Source organism: Litorilinea aerophila (assembly GCF_006569185.2).
In the GTDB taxonomy this organism is placed as follows: domain Bacteria; phylum Chloroflexota; class Anaerolineae; order Caldilineales; family Caldilineaceae; genus Litorilinea; species Litorilinea aerophila.
Genome location: NZ_VIGC02000005.1, coordinates 41,346 through 56,257, shown reverse-complemented (window position 1 = coordinate 56,257; position 14,912 = coordinate 41,346). Strand labels below are relative to the sequence as shown.

Annotated in this window: 14 protein-coding genes and 1 riboswitch; of the genes, 5 read left to right on the top strand and 9 right to left on the bottom strand. The window is 66.1% G+C overall.

Annotated features, from left to right (window positions below; translation table 11 throughout):
• Positions 1–9: 9 nt before the first annotated feature.
• From FKZ61_RS04735 to FKZ61_RS04725, 3 genes are read right to left on the bottom strand one after another with little or no spacing between them, the layout of a single operon-like run.
• Positions 10–783, bottom strand: coding sequence for a sugar phosphate isomerase/epimerase family protein (locus FKZ61_RS04735; RefSeq protein WP_141608928.1), 774 nt, complete (start codon positions 781–783; stop codon positions 10–12).
• A 51-nt stretch (positions 784–834) separates the two neighbouring features.
• A complete protein-coding gene (locus FKZ61_RS04730) occupies positions 835–2,019 on the bottom strand; it encodes a mandelate racemase/muconate lactonizing enzyme family protein (protein ID WP_141608927.1) in 1,185 nt (394 codons plus the stop codon).
• A 10-nt stretch (positions 2,020–2,029) separates the two neighbouring features.
• Entirely contained in the window at positions 2,030–2,806 is a 777-nt protein-coding gene (locus FKZ61_RS04725) for a sugar phosphate isomerase/epimerase family protein (protein WP_141608926.1), read from the bottom strand.
• 321 nt (positions 2,807–3,127) lie between these two features.
• On the opposite strand from FKZ61_RS04725, the gene FKZ61_RS04720 reads away from it, so the two are divergent.
• Together FKZ61_RS04720 and FKZ61_RS04715 are read left to right on the top strand one after the other, a co-directional pair.
• Positions 3,128–4,285 carry a mandelate racemase/muconate lactonizing enzyme family protein gene (locus FKZ61_RS04720; protein WP_141608925.1) on the top strand — a complete coding sequence of 386 codons (1,158 nt, stop codon included), beginning with the start codon at positions 3,128–3,130 and terminating at the stop codon, positions 4,283–4,285.
• A gap of 26 nt (positions 4,286–4,311) precedes the next feature.
• On the top strand, positions 4,312–5,265 hold the full coding sequence (locus FKZ61_RS04715) for a YihY/virulence factor BrkB family protein (protein ID WP_141608924.1): 954 nt from the start codon (positions 4,312–4,314) through the stop codon (positions 5,263–5,265).
• On the opposite strand, the gene FKZ61_RS04710 is transcribed toward FKZ61_RS04715, so the two are convergent.
• From FKZ61_RS04710 to FKZ61_RS04695, 4 genes are all read right to left on the bottom strand, one after another.
• Positions 5,183–6,037 carry an amino acid ABC transporter permease gene (locus FKZ61_RS04710; RefSeq protein ID WP_229964142.1) on the bottom strand — a complete coding sequence of 285 codons (855 nt, stop codon included), beginning with the start codon at positions 6,035–6,037 and terminating at the stop codon, positions 5,183–5,185. The two genes, FKZ61_RS04715 and FKZ61_RS04710, sit on opposite strands and share 83 nt — an antisense overlap.
• A 197-nt stretch (positions 6,038–6,234) precedes the next feature.
• Entirely contained in the window at positions 6,235–7,089 is an 855-nt protein-coding gene (locus tag FKZ61_RS04705; protein ID WP_141608922.1) for a substrate-binding periplasmic protein, read from the bottom strand.
• A gap of 223 nt (positions 7,090–7,312) precedes the next feature.
• Positions 7,313–8,113, bottom strand: coding sequence for a copper chaperone PCu(A)C (locus FKZ61_RS04700; protein WP_229964153.1), 801 nt, complete (start codon positions 8,111–8,113; stop codon positions 7,313–7,315).
• Between the two features lie 185 nt (positions 8,114–8,298).
• Positions 8,299–8,724, bottom strand: a complete 426-nt coding sequence (locus FKZ61_RS04695; RefSeq protein WP_141608920.1) for a hypothetical protein — start codon at positions 8,722–8,724, stop codon at positions 8,299–8,301.
• Between the two features lie 277 nt (positions 8,725–9,001).
• Between FKZ61_RS04695 and FKZ61_RS04690 the strand changes: the two genes are divergently transcribed.
• Positions 9,002–10,450, top strand: a complete 1,449-nt coding sequence (locus FKZ61_RS04690; RefSeq protein WP_141608919.1) for a cobyrinate a,c-diamide synthase — start codon at positions 9,002–9,004, stop codon at positions 10,448–10,450.
• Positions 10,451–10,463: 13 nt separating this feature from the next.
• On the opposite strand, the gene FKZ61_RS04685 is transcribed toward FKZ61_RS04690, so the two are convergent.
• On the bottom strand, positions 10,464–11,735 hold the full coding sequence (locus tag FKZ61_RS04685) for a DUF190 domain-containing protein (protein ID WP_141608918.1): 1,272 nt from the start codon (positions 11,733–11,735) through the stop codon (positions 10,464–10,466).
• A gap of 10 nt (positions 11,736–11,745) precedes the next feature.
• Entirely contained in the window at positions 11,746–12,123 is a 378-nt protein-coding gene (gene crcB / locus FKZ61_RS04680) for a fluoride efflux transporter CrcB (protein ID WP_141608917.1), read from the bottom strand.
• A gap of 68 nt (positions 12,124–12,191) precedes the next feature.
• Positions 12,192–12,252, bottom strand: a riboswitch (Fluoride riboswitch).
• 216 nt (positions 12,253–12,468) lie between these two features.
• Between crcB and FKZ61_RS04675 the strand changes: the two genes are divergently transcribed.
• Both FKZ61_RS04675 and FKZ61_RS04670 read left to right on the top strand, forming a co-directional pair.
• Entirely contained in the window at positions 12,469–13,806 is a 1,338-nt protein-coding gene (locus FKZ61_RS04675) for a cytochrome ubiquinol oxidase subunit I (RefSeq protein WP_141608916.1), read from the top strand.
• A complete protein-coding gene (locus tag FKZ61_RS04670) occupies positions 13,793–14,812 on the top strand; it encodes a cytochrome d ubiquinol oxidase subunit II (RefSeq protein WP_141608915.1) in 1,020 nt (339 codons plus the stop codon). Before FKZ61_RS04675 ends, FKZ61_RS04670 begins: the two co-directional genes overlap by 14 nt.
• Positions 14,813–14,912: the final 100 nt, after the last annotated feature.

The window sequence follows — 14,912 nt, the reverse complement described above, 5'->3', positions numbered from 1 at the left end:
GGATATCGGTCAACCAGCCACCCGCCGCCGCTCCAGCGCATCCCGCAGCAGGGCCAGCAACAGGGCTGGCTCGCTGTAGCCGGTGCTGGGATGCTCGATGCTCCAGCAGCCCTGGTAGCCCGCGCCCTCCAGGAGGTCCAGCTTGGCGTCCAGTCGGCTTTCCAGGACACCGCGACCGAAGTGGGTGTGCATGGTCCACGGCGCCACCAGCTCATCGCCCCGCTCCGCCTCCTGGCCCTGCCACCGTTCGCTGTGGAGCAACACGCCGAAGGCTGGATGATCCACGGCCTCACACAGCTGTTTGAGGACCACCGGGTTGGTGGTGGGGCCCCAGTGGTTTTCCGGCCCGATCCGATAGCCGTGATCATGGGCCCGCTGCGCGTACTCCCGGTAGCGCTGGACGATGAAGTCAAACTCCTCGTCGGTGAAGGTCTGGGCGTCCCGGCTGCCGCCGGCGTCGATGCGCAGGGTCTGCGCGCCCAGGGCCTCGGCCACCCGCATGTGGGCCAGGGCATTCTGGTAGTGCTTCTCCCGCACATCGGGGTCCGGATCCCAGATGTGGGCACCGTCCACGGCCAGGTTGGCCACAGTCAATTCCCGCTCGGCCAACCCATCTTTGACCTTGGCCACGTACTCGTCTTCGATACTGGCGAACATGTGGTTCCAGAGGTCGGCATACTGGAGGCCGTAGCGATATCGGCAGCTTTCCAGATAGCCGAAGAGATCCAGGCGGCCATCCCGCCAGAGGGGGTTGAAGGTGTAGGCCATGATGGCAACGTTCATGGGAGATCCTTTCTTGGGTGCCAACAGCACGATGTTGGTAGATGGATTAAATCAGCGCACGCCCGGATAGTGCCCTGGCGGATGCTTGCGCAGCTCCGCCTCGATCAGGTCCGAGCCCAGGCCGGGCCGGTCGCTTAGCTTCAAGAAGCCATCTTCAATCTCCAGGGGGTGGGTCATGATCTCGTCCCGCCAGGGCGGGTCATCCACGTCGAATTCCAGGATGTAAAAGTTGGGGATGGTGGCGCACAGGGCGGCGGAGACCAGGGTGGTGAGGGGACTGTGGCAGTTGTGGGGCGCCACCAGGGTGTCGTAGGCGTGGGCCATGTCCGCGATCTTCTTGCCCATGGTCAACCCGTTCCAGGCCAGGTCGGGCATGATGATGTCCTGGGCGTGGAGCTGCAGATAGGGCTTGTACTGGTGGGTGCCGAAGAGGCTCTCGCCGGTACAGATGGGCGTGCGGGTGGATTCCCGCACCAGCCGCAGCGCCTCCGGGTCCAGGGTCTCGGTCTCCAGCCACATCAGCTCATAGGGCTCCAGGGCCCGGGCCAGCTTGATGGCGCCCCCCAGCCGGTAGGTGAAGGCCACGTCCAGGGCGATGCCCACGTCCGGCCCCAAGGCCTCCCGGAAGGTGCCCACAATGGCCTGAGCATTGCGGATGACCTCCGGCGGCGCGTCGCCCCCGTGGTGGGTCATGCGGCTCATGAGCGCCTGGGTCTCCGGCCGGTCCCGCAAGGGAAAGAGGTTGGTCTTGATGGCGGTGAAGCCCCGGGCCAACACCTCCTCGGCCAGGGCGCGCAGGTCGTCGGTGGTCTCGACCCGGGGCAGGCCCAGCCGGTCGGCGAAACGGGCGCGCACCGTGCCGCAGTGGGACCAGTAGAGGCGCAGTCGATCCCGCATCTTGCCGCCCAGGAGCTGCCAGACGGGCGCACCCAGCGCCTTGCCCCGGATGTCCCACAGGGCGGAGTCGATGCCGGCCATGGCCTTCCAGGCGATGCCGCCCACATGGCGCATGGTGGCTGCGGTGAGGTCCCACCAGATGGCCTCCACCTGCATGGGATCCCGACCGATGACCAGCTCGCTGAGCCGCTCCACGGTGGCGGCCACCGGCCCGGGCGAGCCCCAGTCGGTGCAGTCGCCCCAGCCGATGAGCCCCGGTTCGTCGGTCTCCATCTTGACGAAGGTCCACGGCCGGAAGCCCCCGTCCACGATGAAGGTCTGAATGGCGGTGACCTTCACGGCACCCTCCTCACTTGCCCATGGCCCGTAGCGCCTGGAGGCAACGCTTCACCGCTTCCAGGGGTGGATAGGCGTCGCTCTCGTACTCCACGATGTACCACTGGGTGCCCCCCACGCTCTCGCAGGCCTGGAAGAAAGCTTCCCACGGAATTTCATCTTCGCCGATGAGGGGACGGAAGCCGTGCACCGGGTTGTCCGCGCCCGCGGCCCGGGAGTAGGGTTTGAGATGGACGGTCACCGCGCGGCCGGGGTAACGGCGGATGATCTCCACCACGTCCGCGCCGCCGTAGAGGGCGTTGCCGTTGTCCAGCTGCATGATCACCGCGGGGTCGGTGTGGCTGAAGAAGGTATCCCAGGGCGCCTCCCCTTCCAGGGGCTGGAACTCCACGTGGTGGTTGTGGTAGCCTGTGCGCAGGCCGTGGGGGGCCAGCTTGTCCGCCAGCCGGTTGAAAAAGTCGGCCAGCCGGAGCCAGTCGTCCCGGGTCTGGCGCAGTTCGGCGGGGATGCCCGGCACAATCACCTTGTCGTTGCCCAGGGCCTGGTGAAAGGCGACCGTCTCCGCCAGGCGGTCGTCCTGGACCAGGGCGAAGGGCGTGTGCCAGCCGCAACAGGCCAGGCCGAACTCGTCCAGGAGGGCCCGAAGGTCCCGGGCGTCGTGTTGGGGCGGGCCGGCGAACTCCACACCGGCGTAGCCCATCTCTGCCACGGCCTGGAGGGTGCCGCGCAGATCCTGGGCCAGCTCATGGCGGACGGAGTAGAGCTGGAGAGCAATGGGAATGGATGACATGTGGAAACCCCTTTTGGTGGTGTCTGGGTGGAGATTTGGGCATGGGTGGACAGCGTTCGCGTGCTACTTCAGTCTGGCGTAAATAGCACGGCAGAAATTCCGGGTGCCCTCTGGGCGCGCTACCTCTGGTGGAACCTATCGGCGAATTTCTGTCGGGATTTACTACGTCTATTTTGCGTCAATTGGGCCGATCTGTAAATTCCTGGCGGGGAACGTTGACAACTCCGGGAGAAAGGGGGACAATCTGCCCAAAAACCGCGTCGCCCCGCCGTTTTCCATTTCGGACCGGTTGGGAGCGGCCCATCACAAGGAGACCCCATCATGCGCATCACCGCCATGGAGACCTTTTTGTTGCAAAGCCCCCTGGAGCGCCCCTTCGGCTGGTCCCAGGGGTGGACAGACCATCGCGCCACCGGGCTGCTCAAAATCACGACGGACGCCGGCCTGGTAGGATGGGGCGAGGGCATCAGCGGGCCGGCCGCCGCGATCTTACGGGATTACTTCGCGCCCCACTTGCTGGGCCAGGATCCCATGCAGCGCAACGCCCTCTGGCACCGGATGTACCATACCCTGTACAATGCCAACCTGGCTGGCGGCTTTGGCGGCAGTGCCCTCAGCGCCGTGGACATTGCCCTGTGGGACATCGCGGGCCAGGCCCTGGGGCGCCCCATCTACGAACTGTTGGGCGGCCAGGTGCGGGATCGGGTCGCAGTCTACGCCACGGGCCTTTACTACACCGAAGGCGAGTTCCCCCACCGCCTGCTGGAGGAAGCCCGGGGCTACGTGGCGGCCGGTTTCCGAGGCATGAAGACCAAAGTGGGCGGCCTCAGCCTGGCCGAGGATGTGCGCCGGGTGGCCGCCATCCGGGAGGCCATCGGCCCCGATGTCCATCTGATGGTGGATGCCAACCAGGCCTACAACCCGGCCACGGCCATCCGCATCGGTCAGATGCTGGCGCCCTACGACATCCTCTGGTTCGAGGAGCCGGTGGCCGCGCAGGATGTGGACGGCTACCTGCAGGTCAAGGCGGCGGTCCCCATGGCCATTGCCGGCGGCGAAGGGCTGCGCACCCGCTTCGATTTTCGGGACTTTTTGGCTCGCCGGGCCCTGGACATTGCCCAGCCGGATGTGATCAACGTGGGCGGCATTACGGAACTCCGCAATGTGGCCCTGATGGCCAACGCCTTCGGCGTCCAGGTCAACGCGCATGTGTGGGGCTCGCCGGTGATGATCGCCGCCACCCTCCACGTCATGGCCACCGTGCCACCCTGCCCCACGGCACGCCAGCCCCTTCCCTACCAGCAGGAGCCAGTCATGGAGTTCGACCGCACCCCCAGCATCATCCGGGAGACTGTCTGCCGGGAGCCCATCCAGCAGCAGGACGGTTTTGTGCCAGTGCCGGACGGGCCGGGCCTGGGGATTCAGGTGGACGAGGAAGCGGTGCGGCGCCTCTGTGTGGCCCACCAGCGCATCCCGTAGACCGGCGGGTTGACAGCACCTCAGCCATGCCACGCCGACCGATTCTGGCCAGCGCCGCGGCCGCCTTCCGGGAAGCCCTGGACGGCTGGCGCCGCCACCATGGCGGCATCCTGGCCGCGGCCCTGGCCTATCAGACGGTCCTTTCCCTGGCGCCCCTGGTGCTGGTGGCCCTGGCCCTCGGCAGCCTGCTCCTGGGGACGGCCGGGGCGGAAGGGCAGTTGGTCAGCCGGCTGGGGCCCCTGTTGGGCCCCGAAGGCGCTTCCCTGGTCCAGGGTATCCTCCGCCAGATGCACGCCAGGGGAGGCGCGCCTCTGGCCACGGGGACCGGGCTGCTCTTGCTCTTGTTGGGCGCGTCGGCGGTCTTTCGCCAGCTCCAGACCGCCATGGATATCATCTGGGAAGTGCCCCAGGCCCAGCAGGAAAGCTTCCGGCAGGGGCTACGCCAGCGGCTGATCTCGTTCCTGTCGTCGTTGCTGATGGTGCTGGGTATGGGGCTGATCCTGCCCATCACCCTGGGCCTGGAGGGGCTGGTGGCGGTGGCGGTGCGCTATCTGCCCGGCTGGGTGCCGCTCCTCACCTGGATTCAGGCCATTCTCCAGTTTGCCGTCCTGCCCATCACCATGATGGCCCTGTTCGCGCTGATCTACCGCTTCCTGCCCCGCATCCGGCTGAGCTGGCGCCAGGTCTGGGGTGGCGCGGTGGTGACGGCGCTGCTTTTCACGGTGGGCGAATATGGGGTCCACCTCTACCTGGCCCGCAACACCCTGGCCTCCTACTACGGCGCTGCGGGCTCGCTGGTGGTCTTCCTGCTGTGGGTCAACTACACCGCGTCCATCTTCCTGTGGGGAGCGGAGCTGGTGCGGGCCTACGTGTGGCTGGAGAGGCTGGACGACTCGTCTAGCGGGCGTATCCCCGGTGGAGGCGGTGTTCCATCCAACGCACCAGGCGATTCAAAAAGACCACCAGGCTCAGGTAAATGAAGGCCAGCATGGTCAGCGACTGCATGTAGAGGAAATTGCCGCTGTAGTAGAGGCGGGTCAACTGGGTGATGTCCTGGACGCCCAGGATGGCCACCAGGGAGGAATCCTTGACCATGGAGACAAAATCGTTGCCCAAAGCCGGCAGGATGCGCCGGATGGCCTGGGGCAGCACAATGTAGCGCATGGTCTGGTAGTAATTCATGCCCAGGGCCCGGGCCGCCTCGTATTGGCCCTTTTCGATGGACTGAATGCCGGCCCGGAAGATCTCGGCGGAAAAGGCGCCATAGCCCAGCCCCAGGGCGATGATGGCCCGCATCTCGTTGGGAATGTCCCGGGTGGTGATGGGAATGCCCAGCAGGTTGAGGGCGCTGACCGCCAGCGGCGTGAGCGCGAAGGCCACGTAGAGCAACAGCACCAACATGGGCACGCCCCGCACCAGCTCTACGTAGAACGAGGCCACATTGTAGAGGATGGGGTTGGTGGAGGTGCGCATCAGGCCCAGGGTCAGGCCGATGGCCAGGGACAGGGAATAGGCCACCAGGGTCACGGTCAGGGTGATGGTGATGCCCTTGAACAGAATCTGACCGTTCAGGAGCCCTTCCGGCGTCTGGCCGATGATAAACCAGAAGGTCTTCTGGGTCTGCTGATCGGTCAGGATCAGAAAAACAATGTACAGCCCCAGGAAAATGGCCACCAGCAGCCACCAGGGCCATTCGGCCATCCGATCCAGCGAACCCAGCAGGCGAGACCGGCCAGCAGTCGGCGTCGACACCCTTGATTCAGCTTCCATCGTCTATTCCCTTCACGCTGTTTGAAAAACCGTGCCTGTTGCCCCTTTTTGAATCCCCGGCGTTCACAGCCACCCCAGATGGAAAAGGATCGGGTGGAAAAAGCGACCCTAAAGGTCAACCAGCACCTTTAGGGTCGCTTGTCCGGTCATGTCCAGATGAAACACTGCCCTCCAGGGAGTTACTCTTCCGTCTGGAACCACTTCTGGAACAGGGTGTCCAGGGTGCCATCTTCCTTCATCGATTCCAAAGCCTGGTTGATGGGCTCCACCAGGGGGCTGCCCTTGCTGAAGATGAAGCCCAGCTCTTCGCTCTCCACCGCCTTACCGGTGATCTTGAGCTTGTCGGCGTTGACGCCCACGTAGCCCAGGCCGGCCACGTTGTCGATCATCACCGCGTCCACGTCGCCGTTGATGAGGGCCTGGACCGCGGTGCCGAACTGGTCATAGGCCCGGATGCGATCCTCGCCCACCAGATTTTTGGCCGCCTCGTAGTTGGTGGTGCCCAACTGGGTGCCGATGATCAAGGACGGATCCGCGGCGAATTCCTCAGGCTCGGTGAAGCGATCCTCATCGATGCGGACCAGCAACACCTGCTGGGAGGTGATGTAGGGGATGGAGAAGTCCACGTGCTGGGCCCGCTCCTCGGTGATGGTGATGCCGTCGGCCCCCACGTCGAAGGTGTCGAAACTGCCCTCACCGCCCATGATGGCCACCATGGCTTCCCAACTGGTCTCGATGAAGTTGGGCGTGCAGTTGATGCGGCTGCAGATTTCGTTGAAGATGTCGTAATCGTAGCCGACGGCCTCGCCAGTCTCCGGATCGATGTAGTTGAAGGGCTGGTAGGCGTTCTCCACGGCGATGCGCAGCTCACAGCCGTTGAGATCGGGCAGGCCGTTCTCCTGTTGCGTGATCTGGGCTTCGCTGCACGGCACGGGCTCGTCAGCCGTGGCGCCCGGGCTCTGGACGGGGGCACAGGCAGCCAGGGCCAGCCCCAGCAGCAGGGCCAGGGCAAACAACAGTCGATGGGTTTTCATAAGCTCAGACTCCTCTGGTGCGAAGTAGTACGAAAAAAGGCGCTAGAAATCGCTGCCAGTATGCAATAGATCTTGGAAACGGTCAAACCCCTTTTGAACCTCGTCGGGACGGTTTCCATCCCGCACGGGCGGATGCCAACTTTGAACACGGGGCAACGGTCCCGCTGGGGCCGCCTACCGCGGTGGCCTCCATGGGGCGGGCACGGCGGCCCGCCCCGACAAGCTAGTGCGCCATCCCATCTGAACCGTCCGCCATGTCCCGCACAGGCACCTCCAGGGTCTGAGCGGGCGCAGTGGCGAACTCCAGGGTGATCTCCACCGTGTCTCCGGCCTCCAGCGGCTCGGGCACGTTCAGCAGCATAATGTGTTTGCCGCCGGGCTGCAACACCAGCCCGCCCTCGGCGGGGATGTCAAAACCCTCGGGCCGGGGCTCCATCCGCATGACGTCCCCCTCGTGGATGGATTCATGGAGCTCGGCCACGGCCAGGGGGCTGGAGACCGCCACCAGGCGATCCGCCACCCCGGTGCCGTTGAGAAGGGTCAGGTAGATCGCGGTGTTGCCGTCGGCCACCAACACCGGCCGGGCCCAGGCGTTCATCACCGCCATCTGACCCGCGGCTACCACGTCCCCGGAGACGCCGGCGTCGTTCACCTGGAGGTTCAGTTGCCGCTCCAGGCGGGTGCCGTCGGCCCGCTCCACAACGACGGTCAGGATCCAGTCGCCCATCATGGTGAACTGGAAGGGGATGTGGTAGAAGCCGTCGGCGGCGCCATCGGCCTCGTCTGCCACCGGCTCCCCGATCACCGGTACCATCCCCGCATGGTTCATGTCGCCTTCCACCTGCACCGTGGCGTCGGTGACGGGCATCCCCGCGGCGTCAGCCACGTAGACGGTCAGCCCGGTGCCGTCCATGCCGGCCGCCGGCGGGATGACGTGCAGCTGCAAGGCGTCCTGATGCCCGCCTTCACCCGCGGGTGCAGGTAGCGGCGCACAGGCGCCCAGCAGCCAGGTGGCCAGCAACATCAACACGAGCCCGGCCCTTGCCGTTCCCGGCCGGCTTTCCCCCCGCAGCCCAGAAGTTTTCTGCCATAGGTTCCAATGCCACAAGTTCATAACAGGATGCATAGATTTTCCTCCTACCCCTATGAAAGTTGCAAAATCAAGCTGGCGTCCGACCGGCCACCCCGGGGCAGCCGGGACGCCCCCCTTCAGCGAACGGGAACAGCGATGTCGCCCATGCGGGGTGGAGGTAGAGGAACAGCCGGCACAAATTGGGGACCAGCCAGGGGCTGCCAGTGGCGACACCGCTGGCGGGCATAGGGCGCCGGCAAAACGCTGGCCGCGGCAACCAGGAAAGGCAGCAGTTGCAGGAGCAGGGTGCTGGGCCGGGCCTGTCCGGCCGGCCGCGCCGGATCCCCATCGGCAGGGTCATCGATCTCGTGTGGATGCCCGTGATCGTGCAAGCCTGGGGGCGAGGCGAAGACGAAGTGGGGGCCGCTGTGGGGATGGCCCGGTTCGGCCCAGCTTCCCCAGCAGATGAAAGGAAAGACCAGGCCCAGCAGGGTCGCGTAGCTACCCAGCAGGAGCTGCTTCCAGTGTGACTGCCGGATGAGTGTCTGGAGCCGCAGTGCCATGGCCCCAGTCTAGCATGGGGGCCCCCGGTTGCGAAAACAGCGGCGGGCGAAAATCGAACGCCCCCCTGCCAGATTCGGCGCGAACAGGGCCTCGCGGGTATCCTATCCACCGCCCGGCCGGTTTACGCCGAACCCGGGCACAGATTGAAATCTGCGCCCGGCGGAGACCAAATCGGCTGGAAGCCGGTTCGGCCGGCGCGTGCCAACCTGCTGAAGCAGGTTGGCTGACACGGAGCCTGGGGATCCATCCCCAGGACTGGAAAGAGGGAAACCGGATATGTCGGTGCATCCGTTGCATCCGTTCGACCAGACCCGTGGCGATGGCTGGCCGCCGCGCCTGGTCATCGCAGGTCAATCCTCGGGCGTGGGCAAGACCACCATCACCCTGGGCCTGATCGCGGCCCTGGCTCGCCGGGGAATCCAGGTGCAGCCCTTCAAGTGCGGCCCGGACTACATCGACCCCACCTACCACAGCCTGGCCGCAGGCCGGCCCTGTCGCAACCTGGATACCTGGATGCTCAGCCCAACCCAGATGCAGGAAAGTTTCCGGCGGGCCATGGCCGGGGCCCACCTGGCCGTCATCGAAGGGGTGATGGGGCTCTACGATGGCAGCAGTTACACGTCGGAGGAGGGCGCCACCGCCCACATCGCCAAACTGCTGGACGCGCCCACCCTCCTGATCCTGGATATCGGCAAGCTGGCCCGCAGCGCCGGCGCCCTGGCCCTGGGCTACCAGCGCTTTGACCCGGCCCTGCGCCTGGCCGGCTTCATCCTGAACCGGGCCGGCTCCGCTTCCCACGCCCAGGGCTGTGCCCGGGCCGTGGAAGCGGCCACCGGGCTCCCCTGCCTGGGCTGGCTGCCCAAGGAAAGTGGCCTTCACATCCCGGAGCGCCACCTGGGCCTGATCCCCACCCAGGAACGCGCCAGCCTTCAACCCCTGGTGGAGGCGGCAGCCCAGGCGGTGGAGGCCACCTGCGACCTGGATCGGATCCTGGAGATCGCCGGATTGGCCAGCCGATGGACGCCGTCGGTCGGGCCGTCCACCATGGCCGGGGAAGAGGCCACCACGCTGGCCCCAGGCGACGCCGGTCCGGTGCTGGCCGTGGCCCAGGACGAGGCCTTCTCCTTCTACTATCCGGACAACCTGGAACTGCTGGCCGCGGCCGGGGCCTGCATCCGCTTCTTCAGCCCGTTGCGGGACAGCGAACTGCCCCCCGGCAGCGCCGGCCTCTACCTGGGCGGCGGCTTCCCCGAGCTCTATGCCAGCCAGCTCAGCAGCAACCACAGGCTGCTGGCAGCCATCCGCCATCTCCACGCGCAGGATCGGCCCATCTACGCGGAGTGCGGCGGCTTCATGGTTCTGACTGAAGCCCTGGTGGACCTGGAGGGACGGCGCTGGCCCATGGCCGGCCTGGTGCCGGGCACGGTCCACATGACCCCGCGCCTGGCCGGGCTGGGCTACCGGGTGGCCGAGGCGTCCACGGACAACCTGCTCCTTCGGCGGGGCCAGCGGGTGCGGGGCCACGAATTTCACTACAGCCGCTGGGAGCCGGGCAGCGCTGCCAGCCCCGGCTACCCCGCCTGGCATCTGCGCCGCCGGGAAGAGGATCCGGAGAGCCGGCCCGACGGTTTCGCCCGGGGCAACCTGCTGGCCAGCTATCTCCACGTCCACTTCGGGCAGGATCCTGCCCTGGCGGCACGGCTGGTGGACCGGCTGCGCCAGTGAGCGGGCCTGGGACTCAACCTGTCAGCAGGCCCCGCAGCACACTGGCCCGCCCCAATAGCCCCACCAGCCGCCCTTCTGCATCCACCACGGGGAGCCGCTTGACCCCATACTGCACCATCAGGCGCAGGGCTTCGGCCAGGGGCGTCTCCGGGGTGATGGTGATGACGGGCGCAGTCATGAGCATGGCCGCGGTCTCGTCCCGGCCGGGCAGGGGCGGGGCCGCCCCCTTCTCCCCCGTGACCAGGCGGCGCAGGCGGTCGATCAGCGCCGGATGGGCCGCCTGACGGCTGCGCCGCAGCAGATCGCCGTCGCTGATGATCCCCAACACCCGGCGCTCTTCATCCACCACCACAACCCGCCGGCGCCGGCTGGCCTCCAGGGCGCGCACGATCTCCTCCAGGGTGGCCTGGGGACCGACGGTGGGCACGTCGGTGTACATGAGCTCGGCCACCGTTTTGCCCGCGGGCAGCGGCTCTTCCCCTGGCTCCTGGCCCACCTGGTGATACTCCATCGCCCGCAGCACGTCGATGCGGCTGATGAGCCCCACCAGGCGCGCCTGGTCGTCCACCACCGGCAGCCGCTTCAGCCCCTGCTGGGCCATCAACGCCACGGCCTGGCGCAGGGGATCCTGGGGGTGGACCGTATGCACCGGCCGGGTCATGAGCTGGCCCACCGGTTCGTTGCGTTCTCGCAGCGCGGCCAGCTGGCGCTGTACCTGCTCGGCCGACAGCTCTGGCTGCAGGTCCAGCCGGGCCAGCAGGCCGGCCCGCCGCAGCAGGTCACCGTCGGTGAGGATTCCCACCAGACGCCCCTCCGTGTCCACCACGGGCAGGCTGCGGTAGCCCCGCTGGAGCAACAGGGAGACCACATCCGCGACGGGCGTCTCCGGGCGGACCGTCACCACCTCCCGGCGCATGACGTTCTGCACCGGCTGCTCCAGGGGATCCGGCACCCGGCCGGGGGCGTACTGGATCACCTCCACCTCTTCCACGGTGATGAGGCCGTCGTCCACCATCTGGCGCACCCGGGGCAGCAGCCGGGCCACCGTTTCGGGCGCATCCACCCACTCCACCACGATGGGCAGGTCAACGGAGAGGGTGAGGATGGTGGCGGTGTGGATGCGACTGTGGGCGCCAAAGCCGGCCAGGCCTCGGGTCACCGTCGCGCCGGATGCGCCCTCCTGTTTCAGGAACTCCAGGAGGGCCATGTAGAGGGGTTTGCCCCGATGGCGGTTGCCTTCTCCGATGTAGATACGGACTCGCTTCGCTTTGCCCTGGATCTGCATGCTGCCTCCTTTAGCCCAATGCCCGGGCCAGGTAGACCCCCAGCAGGGCGCCCATCAGCCCGATCAGGTTGTTGCCCAGAATGTTGAAGATGCCGCGCCCCAGGCCGCCGTCCTGAAACAGAAAGATGCTTTCCACCGCAAAAGAGGAGAAGGTGGTATAGGAGCCGAAAAAGCCCACGGCCAGGAACAGGCGCAACTCGGGCGAGAGCTGAAGCCGCCCGGCCGACAGGGTGACCAGAAAGCCCAACAGCAGGCTGCCGGTGATGTTGACCAGCAGCGTGCCGTAGGGAAAGTCGGCGCCAAAGCGGCTGCCGGCCCAGACGCCCACCAGGTAGCGGGCATTGGCGCCCAGGATAGCGCCCAACCCGATCCAGATAAAACGATTCATCGATGATATTCCTTTTCGCTGCGAGATACAACCACAAAAAAAGCCTCTATACGCAGGTTCCTGGGAACCATCGCATAGAGGCTATCAGTCCCGATCTGGACGTAGGCGAGCCTCATCGCCGGTTGGTTCGGACCTCAGGGTCCCGCCAACCTGTTGTAGATAACATTACTCCTTCCATTGTATGCCATCAGAAATGGCTGGCACAAACCGGGCATCGGCGCGAAAACGACTCTCTGGCCCTCGCCCAATTGTTACGCGCTTCACGATCTGCGCCTGAGCGTTGTGGTATGATGAGGGCGCTGTGCCAAAACAATCCTGGAACGATTGCATTTGTGGGAGTGAAGCATGAGTGATTTTCTCTTCGCCCGTTCCCAGATGGCCATGTCCCTGGCCTTCCACATCATCTTCGCCGCGGTGGGCATCGGCATGCCCCTGCTCATGGCCGTGGCCGAGGCCCTCTACCTGCGCACCGGCGACGCCGGCTACCTGGACCTGGCCAAACGCTGGGCCAAGGGGACGGCCATCCTCTTCGCCGTGGGCGCGGTGTCGGGCACGGTGCTCTCCTTCGAGCTGGGCCTGCTCTGGCCCACTTTCATGGCCCACGCCGGCCCCATCATCGGCATGCCCTTCTCCCTGGAGGGCTTCGCCTTCTTCACCGAGGCCATCTTCCTGGGCATCTACCTCTACGGCTGGAAGCGCATCCCGCCCTTCATCCACTGGCTGTCTGGCGTGCTGGTGGCCATCAGCGGTGCCGTCTCCGGCATCTTCGTGGTTACGGCCAACGCCTGGATGAACACCCCCACCGGCTTCGACTTTGTGGATGGCCAGTTCGTGAACATTGACCCCATCGCGGCCATGTTCAACCCGGCCGCGTTCCACCAGGTCCTCCACATGACCCTGGCGGCCTACGTGGCCACGGGCTTCGCGGTCAGCGCGGTCCATGCCTACTTCCTGCGCAAAGATCTGCGCAACATCTTTCACCGCCGGGCCCTGGGCATTGCCCTGGCCGTGGCCTGCATCAGCATTCCTCTCCAGATTCTGAGCGGCGACTTCAGCGCCAAACAGGTGGCCAGGCTCCAGCCCATCAAATTTGCCGCCATGGAAGCCCACTATCGGACCGAAGCCGGGGCGCCCCTGATCGTGGGCGGCATCCCGGACGACCAGGCCATGGTCACCCGTTACGCCCTGGAGATCCCCTACGGCTTGAGCATCCTGGCCTATGGCGATTCCCAGGCCGAGGTAACCGGCCTGGAGGCCTTCCCCCGTTCGGACTGGCCCAACACCCTGCTGGTCCATCTCTCCTTCGACATCATGGTGGCCTCGGGCATGGCCATGCTGGCGGTGGCCCTGTGGGCCGGTTGGCTCTGGTGGCGGCGACGCCGTCTGCCCGACCATCCCCTCCTGCTGCGTGCCCTGGTGGCGGCGGGCCCGCTGGGCTTCGTGGCTATCGAGACGGGCTGGATGGTCACCGAGCTGGGGCGCCAGCCCTGGGTCATCTACGGCTACATGCGCACGGCCGAGGCGGTCACGCCCATGACGGGCCTGGTGGTCCCCTTTGTCACCTTCACCGGCCTCTACCTGGCCCTCTCGGTCATCCTGGTTTTTCTGCTACGACGCCAGTTTTTAGAATCGCCCGAGAGCCCGGCAGAGGAGCGGCAGGAGGAAGGCTATGCTGGCGCTTGAGACCCTGATTGTAGCAGCTCTGTTTTTCTCGTTGTTGCTCTACGCCGTCCTGGGCGGGGCGGACTTTGGCGGCGGCATGTGGGATCTGTTGGCGTGGGGCCCCCGGGCTCGGCTGCAGCGGGAGGCCATCGCCGCGGCCATCGGCCCTGTGTGGGAGGCCAACCATGTCTGGCTGATCCTGGCGGTGGTGATCCTGTTCACCGCCTTTCCGGTGGCCTTTGCCGCCATCATGACCGCGCTCCACATCCCCATCACCCTGATTTTGATCGGCATTGTGCTGCGGGGCTCGGCCTTTGTCTTCCGCAAGTACGACGCCCAGAACGACGCCATCCACCGGCGCTGGAGCACCGTCTTCGGCGTTGCCAGTTTTCTCACCCCTTTCTTCATGGGGTTGACCCTGGGGGGGCTGGCTTCCGGGGAGATCCGGGTGGAGGGCGGGATCGTCACTACGGGCTTCTTTCGGGGCTGGCTGGGTCCCTTCGCCCTAAGTTGTGGCCTCTTTGCCCAGGGGCTCTTTGCCTTCCTGGCCGCGGCCTACCTGGCGGCCGATGCCCGCCGCTATCCGGCCTTGCAGGAGGACTTCCGGCGTCGGGCTCTGGTGTCGGGGGTCCTGCTGGCTCCGGCTGCGGGGCTGGTCTTCCTCTTGGCCCGGGAGGGCGCGCCGATCATCTTCAGCGGACTGACCAGCTGGTGGGCGCCTTTACTCTTGCTGTGGACCAGCGTGTTGGCGGTGGTGGCGCTGGCCGCCCTGTGGTGGCGGCGCTTCGAGTGGGCCCGCTGGAGCGCCGCCGGCCAGGTGGCCTGCATCATCCTGGGCTGGGGCATGGCCCAGTATCCGTACATCCTGGTTCCCGACCTGACCTACCACGAGACCGCGGCACCGGCCATCACCCTGCGCCTGCTGGCCATTGGATTGGGCGTGGGTGCGGTGGTGCTCATTCCCTCGTTGTTGTACCTGCTGTACATCTTCAAGCTGCATGGGGATGGCCTGGCCCTGGAGGAGTGAGCCGCGCCCATCGGCGCCCGGGCTAATCCCCGCGCCAGGCAACCATTTGGTTCGGGAATGTACCGCCAAAGACAGGATTGCAGGCAACTTCACGGAGGTT

Bases quoted from the DNA above. Each gene is read 5' to 3' on its own strand.
- FKZ61_RS04715 (WP_141608924.1), top strand. From the start codon at position 4,312: ATGCCACGCCGACCGATTCTGGCCAGCGCCGCGGCCGCCTTCCGGGAA.
- FKZ61_RS04685 (WP_141608918.1), bottom strand. From the start codon at position 11,735: ATGCAGATCCAGGGCAAAGCGAAGCGAGTCCGTATCTACATCGGAGAA.
- FKZ61_RS04700 (WP_229964153.1), bottom strand. From the start codon at position 8,113: ATGTTGCTGGCCACCTGGCTGCTGGGCGCCTGTGCGCCGCTACCTGCA.
- FKZ61_RS04705 (WP_141608922.1), bottom strand. From the start codon at position 7,089: ATGAAAACCCATCGACTGTTGTTTGCCCTGGCCCTGCTGCTGGGGCTG.
- FKZ61_RS04735 (WP_141608928.1), bottom strand. From the start codon at position 783: ATGAACGTTGCCATCATGGCCTACACCTTCAACCCCCTCTGGCGGGAT.
- FKZ61_RS04670 (WP_141608915.1), top strand. From the start codon at position 13,793: ATGCTGGCGCTTGAGACCCTGATTGTAGCAGCTCTGTTTTTCTCGTTG.
- crcB (WP_141608917.1), bottom strand. From the start codon at position 12,123: ATGAATCGTTTTATCTGGATCGGGTTGGGCGCTATCCTGGGCGCCAAT.
- FKZ61_RS04725 (WP_141608926.1), bottom strand. From the start codon at position 2,806: ATGTCATCCATTCCCATTGCTCTCCAGCTCTACTCCGTCCGCCATGAG.
- FKZ61_RS04695 (WP_141608920.1), bottom strand. From the start codon at position 8,724: ATGGCACTGCGGCTCCAGACACTCATCCGGCAGTCACACTGGAAGCAG.
- FKZ61_RS04675 (WP_141608916.1), top strand. From the start codon at position 12,469: ATGAGTGATTTTCTCTTCGCCCGTTCCCAGATGGCCATGTCCCTGGCC.
- FKZ61_RS04690 (WP_141608919.1), top strand. From the start codon at position 9,002: ATGTCGGTGCATCCGTTGCATCCGTTCGACCAGACCCGTGGCGATGGC.
- FKZ61_RS04720 (WP_141608925.1), top strand. From the start codon at position 3,128: ATGCGCATCACCGCCATGGAGACCTTTTTGTTGCAAAGCCCCCTGGAG.